Here is a 4629-nt window from a genome sequence, read left to right as displayed (position 1 = left end):
GGACCTTGGTGACCTTCACATTCTCGACGACTGTGGCGCCGCGCTGGCGGGCGCCCTTGGCCAGCGCCATGGCGATGTTGGCGGGATCGCACTGGCCGTCGAGCGGCAGATGCACGGCGCCGACCACATCGGACACGTTGAGATGCGGGTACATCTCCTTGACTTCACCAGGCGAAATCTCGCGCACGTCGACATCGAAGGCGCGGGCGAGAGACGCCTGCCGATAAATCTCGTGCTTGCGCTCCTCGGTCAGCGCCACGGTGATCGAGCCGACCTGGCGCATGCCGGTGCCGACATCGGTCTCGGCCTCGAGCTTGACGTAGAGGTCGGCCGAATATTTCGCCAGCCGCGTCATGTTCTGCGAGCCGCGCAACTGGCCGATCAGGCCGGCGGCATGCCATGTCGTGCCCGATGTCAGCTGCTTGCGTTCGAGCAGCACGATGTCGGTCCAGCCAAGCTTGGCCAGATGATAGGCGACCGAACAGCCCGAAACGCCGCCGCCGATGATGACAGCGCGCGCCTTTGTGGGGATGGCCTTGGCGGTCATGCGGCCTCGCGACGGTAGCTGGAAGCAAAGCGGCGCAGCCGAAGCGCTGCTTCTTGCAGCACGGGCTCGGGCTGGCAGAGGCTGATGCGGATACGGCCTTCAGCCACGCGGCTGAAATTGCGCCCTGCGTCACGGTCACGTTTTGCCTGCAACGACGATGGTGCGACTTGAGAGGGGATTTCGATGGTGGCCCGCTGCTCATTCATCGGGCAACTTCCTCGGGTTTGATGTACCATCCCCACGGACGACGGTCGGAAGTGAAGCGGGTGATCTGCTTGGTTTCGAGGTAGTTTTCGAGACCCCAACGGCCGAGCTCGCGGCCGATGCCGGACTGCTTGTAGCCACCCCCCCCGGGGCCTCGGTGAATGTCGGCTGAGAACAGTTGATCCGACGATGCCGGCCCGGAATGCAGCCGCGATGCGCTCTGCGCGGACGTCGTCGGCCGACATCACCGCCGCCGCCAAACCATAGCGGGAATCATTGGCTAGCCCGATCGCCTCGGCCTCCGTGGAGAACGGCCGGACGCAGACAACCGGACCGAAGATTTCCTCCCGCCAAACGTCGCTATCGAGCGGTACTTCGGTGAGGACGGTCGGTTCGACAAAGAAGCCTCTTGCAGGCATCTCCGGTCGTCTTCCACCACATTCAATTGTCGCGCCGGCTGCCCTGGCCGCCTCGACCGCCGACAAGACCTTTCGGTGCTCGGCTTCTGATACCCGCGGACCAAGCAGAACGCCCTCGTCGAGACCGTTGCCGATCGTGATCTTCCTCGTCTCCTCGACCAGGCGCGCCAGCAGCCGGTCGTAAATCCCTTCCTGGACCAGCACGCACCGGCCGCTATCTTGCGGAGATATCCCGCACGTTCAGCACCCGAGAGCTTTGGCCAGCCTTCGAGGTCGAAGCAGCGGCGCGCGGCTTTCACGGCCACATCGATGTCCTCTGAGGTTCCGGCCGGAGCTTTGTGAATGACCTCCTCCGTTGCGGGGTTGATCACATCGAATGTGCCGCCCTTTACTGGGGAGACCCACGTTCCGTCGATATAAAGTTGGCTGCGCATCCCTGTCTTTCCGTTAGTCCACGCCATTGCTGGCGAGATTAGGTTTCGCTGACCCAGCCCATGCGATAGAGCCGGCCCGTCTGGGAGCCCTCGACACTCTTGACGTAGCCGAGCGCTACCTCTCTCACCGGCATCGTCCGGGTGCCGGGAAAGAAGTCGCCGTATAGGTGAACCGATTCCTGTACGAGAGTCGGACTGACCAGATTGATCCGCAACCCCCGTCCAAGCTCTATCGCCGTGCTGCGTACAAAGCCGTCCAAGGCGCCATTGACTAGGGCGGCCGAGCTTCCCTGCCGGATCGGATCTTCGTTGGTCAGACCGGAAGTCAAGGTAAATGACCCATTGTCGCTGATGCGCTTGAGACCCCTCACGACGAGATTAACCTGCCCCATCAGCTTACTGCGTAACCCGATCTCGAACTGCTCATCTGTGAATTGGTCCAAGGGGGCATAGAGCACCGCGCCTGCTGTGCAGACTAACGCGTCGAATGCACCAACCTTGTCGAATAGGTGGTCGATAGAGTCCGGTTCGGCGATGTCGACCCGGAATGAACCGCTTGTTCGTCCGACCGCTACAACATCGTGCCGCTTGCCAAGTTCGGCCGCCACAGCCGACCCGATAACCCCCGTCGAACCAACCAGGACAATTCGCATAGAGTCCTCTTAGATATAGCGACGCTTAAGAGGCGACCTTAAACAGCGGAGCAAGTGCGGCGCGAAGCGCCATCTCCTGCTCCGCCGAGAGTTTTGCCAGTGGTTTGCGGACGTTGCCGGTTCCGAATCCGCGCAGTTGCGCGGCTCTGAGAACAGATGGCGTATAGGGTGCTCGCCAGATGAAAAGCAACGAGGGCAGCATGCGCTGCCAAAGTGCCAGCGCCCGCTCGTAATTCTTGGCTGCCACGAGGTTGTACAGTTCGACAGCCTCACCCGGCATGTAGTTTGCTGCGCCCCAGATAACGCCTCGCGCGCCTGCCATCAGGGCATAGAGTGTCGTTGTATCGCAACCATTTAGCACAGCGCCTTTGGTCTGCAGGTACTCCTGATGCACGGTAAAGTCGCCTGCACTGTCCTTGATGTAATTGAAATTGTTAAGACCGCTGAGTCGGTCCAAAAGCCGTGGCGAGACCGATATGCCGGTGGCCTGCGGGATGTTGTATCCGACAATGTCCACGCCGACCGCCGCGTCGATTTCCTTGTAGAAGTTGAAGATTCCATCTTCGTCGGACGGACCTTCCAGATACGGTGGCAAAACCATCAGCGCGTCCGCGCCGACCGATTCAGCTTGCCGTGAACGCCGGATGACTTCGTCCATGTTGAGTGCCGAAGTCTGGCAGACAACGTTGCAGCGGCCTGCGATGCGCTTCGCCCCCAGCTCGTAGAGCCGGTCGCATTCGGATTCAGTCAGGTAAGGGTGCTGGCCAGTGCCGGCCCCAAGAACCAGGCCGTGAACTCCCGCCGATACGTATTTCTCGACCAACTCCTCGAAGAGGCCGTAATCGATAGCCCCATTTGCGTCAAACGGGGTCTGCATTGCGAGATTGATGCCCTTCAGGTCCGCCATTACGTTCCTCTTATTGCTAGACTTCAGCACCCGCTTGCTTGAAACGGAGTGCCGTGACAAACCGGACGCCCAAGGATGTGACAAGTTTAGGGTATGTCCTGCTCGGAGTGGCCCGCGTCTTCAGGATCTCGATGACAGCCGAAGATTGCCCCGTGGCCAGTTCGGCGACGGCCTTCCCAAAGGCGGCCCCTCGAGCGACGCCGGTTCCATTGCAAAAGGCGGCCCCATAGACGTTCTTCGCCAACTCGCCGAAAACCATTCCGCCATTTTGCGCGAGCGTGAGCAGACCTCCCCAGCTGGCCTCAAAGCCCATTGAAGAAAGCCCAGGCCATCGACGGTCGAATGCTACCTGCTGCTGGGTTCGCGCCCTTAGCACATCTTGTTCTGTTGTCTTGAAATTCATCGCGTACGAGTAAACGTTTCTAAGGAAAAGACGGTTGTCGATCGTGCGCCGTACCGTCGTCCCAAAGCTGTCGGCCGGAATAAGCCCATAGGCTCGCTTATTGCCCACTTGGGAAAGCTCGCTCTCCGTGAGCTGTCGAGTCATGCTCGCGAAGGTGTAGAGCGGTATGGCGCGGTTGTTGAAGAAGCCAAACTTCGTCAGATAGCCTGAAGCGCAGATGATGACCTTCGAAGCCGTGATTGTCCCGACGGGCGTCTCGCAGATGTGCTTCGGCGCGCCGAACCGCACCGCCACAATAGCGGTGTTTTCATGAATGGTAACGTTCGGGGGGAGGCGTTTTACAGCGTTCTTGAGATACTTCGCAGGCTGGACTAGGATGGTGCCGGGGTGATGCAGGGCTTTGATGTAGTGCTTGCTTCCGGTGATCGCCTGGATTTCGGGGGTCTCAATCCAGCTGTAGTTCTGCCCAAGCTTATCGAGCGCCTTCGAAAAGCGGTCCAGGTCTTCCGCACCGTGAGACGTGGCCGCGCTGTGGTACTTTCCCTGCGGGTCCCAGTCGCAATCCACCCCATGCTCTTCGACGGCGCTTCGGATGTAGGCGATCCCCTCCAGGTTAACGAACAGCTCTTCTTTGTTTCCCTTGATGTCTTCGACGAAATCGCGCTTTCGGGGATTGTGCGCGAGATCGATGACGAAACCCATGCATCGTCCGGATGCATTGTCCCCAATGCGGCCGGCGTCGACCAGGATTACGGAGGCCTGCGGGTTGAGTTCGGCAAATCGACGGGCTGCGTGAAGCCCCATCCAGCCGCCGCCAATCACCAAGCAGTCGCATGCGACGTCGTCTTGTTGCGGCACCAGAGGCAGCTCCGGTCCCGACGTGCTGTACCAGCCGGAGACTGTTGGCTCCGGATGTGGCGGCTGGACGACAATACGCTGCCTTGTCATTGTTTGATTGAATGAGTTCACTGCCAACTCTCTAGGTGAATGCGGCCGGTAGCGTAGTCGCGCCAACGGCTGCTCTAGCGTTCTTCCTGTCCGAATAGACCATGTGCTGTCGGT

At 60.1% G+C, this 4629-nt stretch carries 5 protein-coding genes and 2 pseudogenes; all 7 read right to left on the bottom strand.

The window, feature by feature from the left end; all coding sequences use genetic code 11:
- Positions 1-547: NAD(P)/FAD-dependent oxidoreductase (locus tag NKH54_RS32390; protein ID WP_353029724.1), on the bottom strand; the 547-nt coding region annotated here is incomplete at its 3' end.
- Complete coding sequence (locus NKH54_RS32385) at positions 544-753, bottom strand: hypothetical protein (protein ID WP_353029723.1); 210 nt, start codon at positions 751-753, stop codon at positions 544-546. The genes NKH54_RS32385 and NKH54_RS32390, both read right to left, overlap by 4 nt.
- Positions 750-1374: pseudogene (locus tag NKH54_RS32380) on the bottom strand (aldehyde dehydrogenase family protein); the annotation flags it as partial. The gene NKH54_RS32385 and the pseudogene NKH54_RS32380, both read right to left, overlap by 4 nt.
- A gap of 66 nt (positions 1375-1440) precedes the next feature.
- A pseudogene (locus NKH54_RS32635) lies at positions 1441-1604 on the bottom strand (aldehyde dehydrogenase family protein); the annotation flags it as partial.
- Positions 1605-1642: 38 nt separating this feature from the next.
- Entirely contained in the window at positions 1643-2257 is a 615-nt protein-coding gene (locus NKH54_RS32375) for a short chain dehydrogenase (RefSeq protein ID WP_353029722.1), read from the bottom strand.
- Between the two features lie 25 nt (positions 2258-2282).
- Complete coding sequence (locus NKH54_RS32370) at positions 2283-3164, bottom strand: dihydrodipicolinate synthase family protein (protein WP_353029721.1); 882 nt, start codon at positions 3162-3164, stop codon at positions 2283-2285.
- A 16-nt stretch (positions 3165-3180) separates the two neighbouring features.
- On the bottom strand, positions 3181-4629 hold a 1449-nt coding region (locus NKH54_RS32365), incomplete at its 5' end, for an NAD(P)/FAD-dependent oxidoreductase (protein WP_353029720.1).

This window comes from Mesorhizobium sp. M1004 (assembly GCF_040318795.1).
Lineage (GTDB): Bacteria > Pseudomonadota > Alphaproteobacteria > Rhizobiales > Rhizobiaceae > Mesorhizobium.
This window is presented reverse-complemented; position numbering and strand designations above follow the sequence as displayed.

Excerpts from the sequence above, each read along its gene's own strand:
- NKH54_RS32385 (WP_353029723.1), bottom strand. The coding sequence starts at position 753 with ATGAATGAGCAGCGGGCCACCATCGAAATCCCCTCTCAAGTCGCACCA.
- NKH54_RS32375 (WP_353029722.1), bottom strand. The coding sequence starts at position 2,257 with ATGCGAATTGTCCTGGTTGGTTCGACGGGGGTTATCGGGTCGGCTGTG.
- NKH54_RS32370 (WP_353029721.1), bottom strand. The coding sequence starts at position 3,164 with ATGGCGGACCTGAAGGGCATCAATCTCGCAATGCAGACCCCGTTTGAC.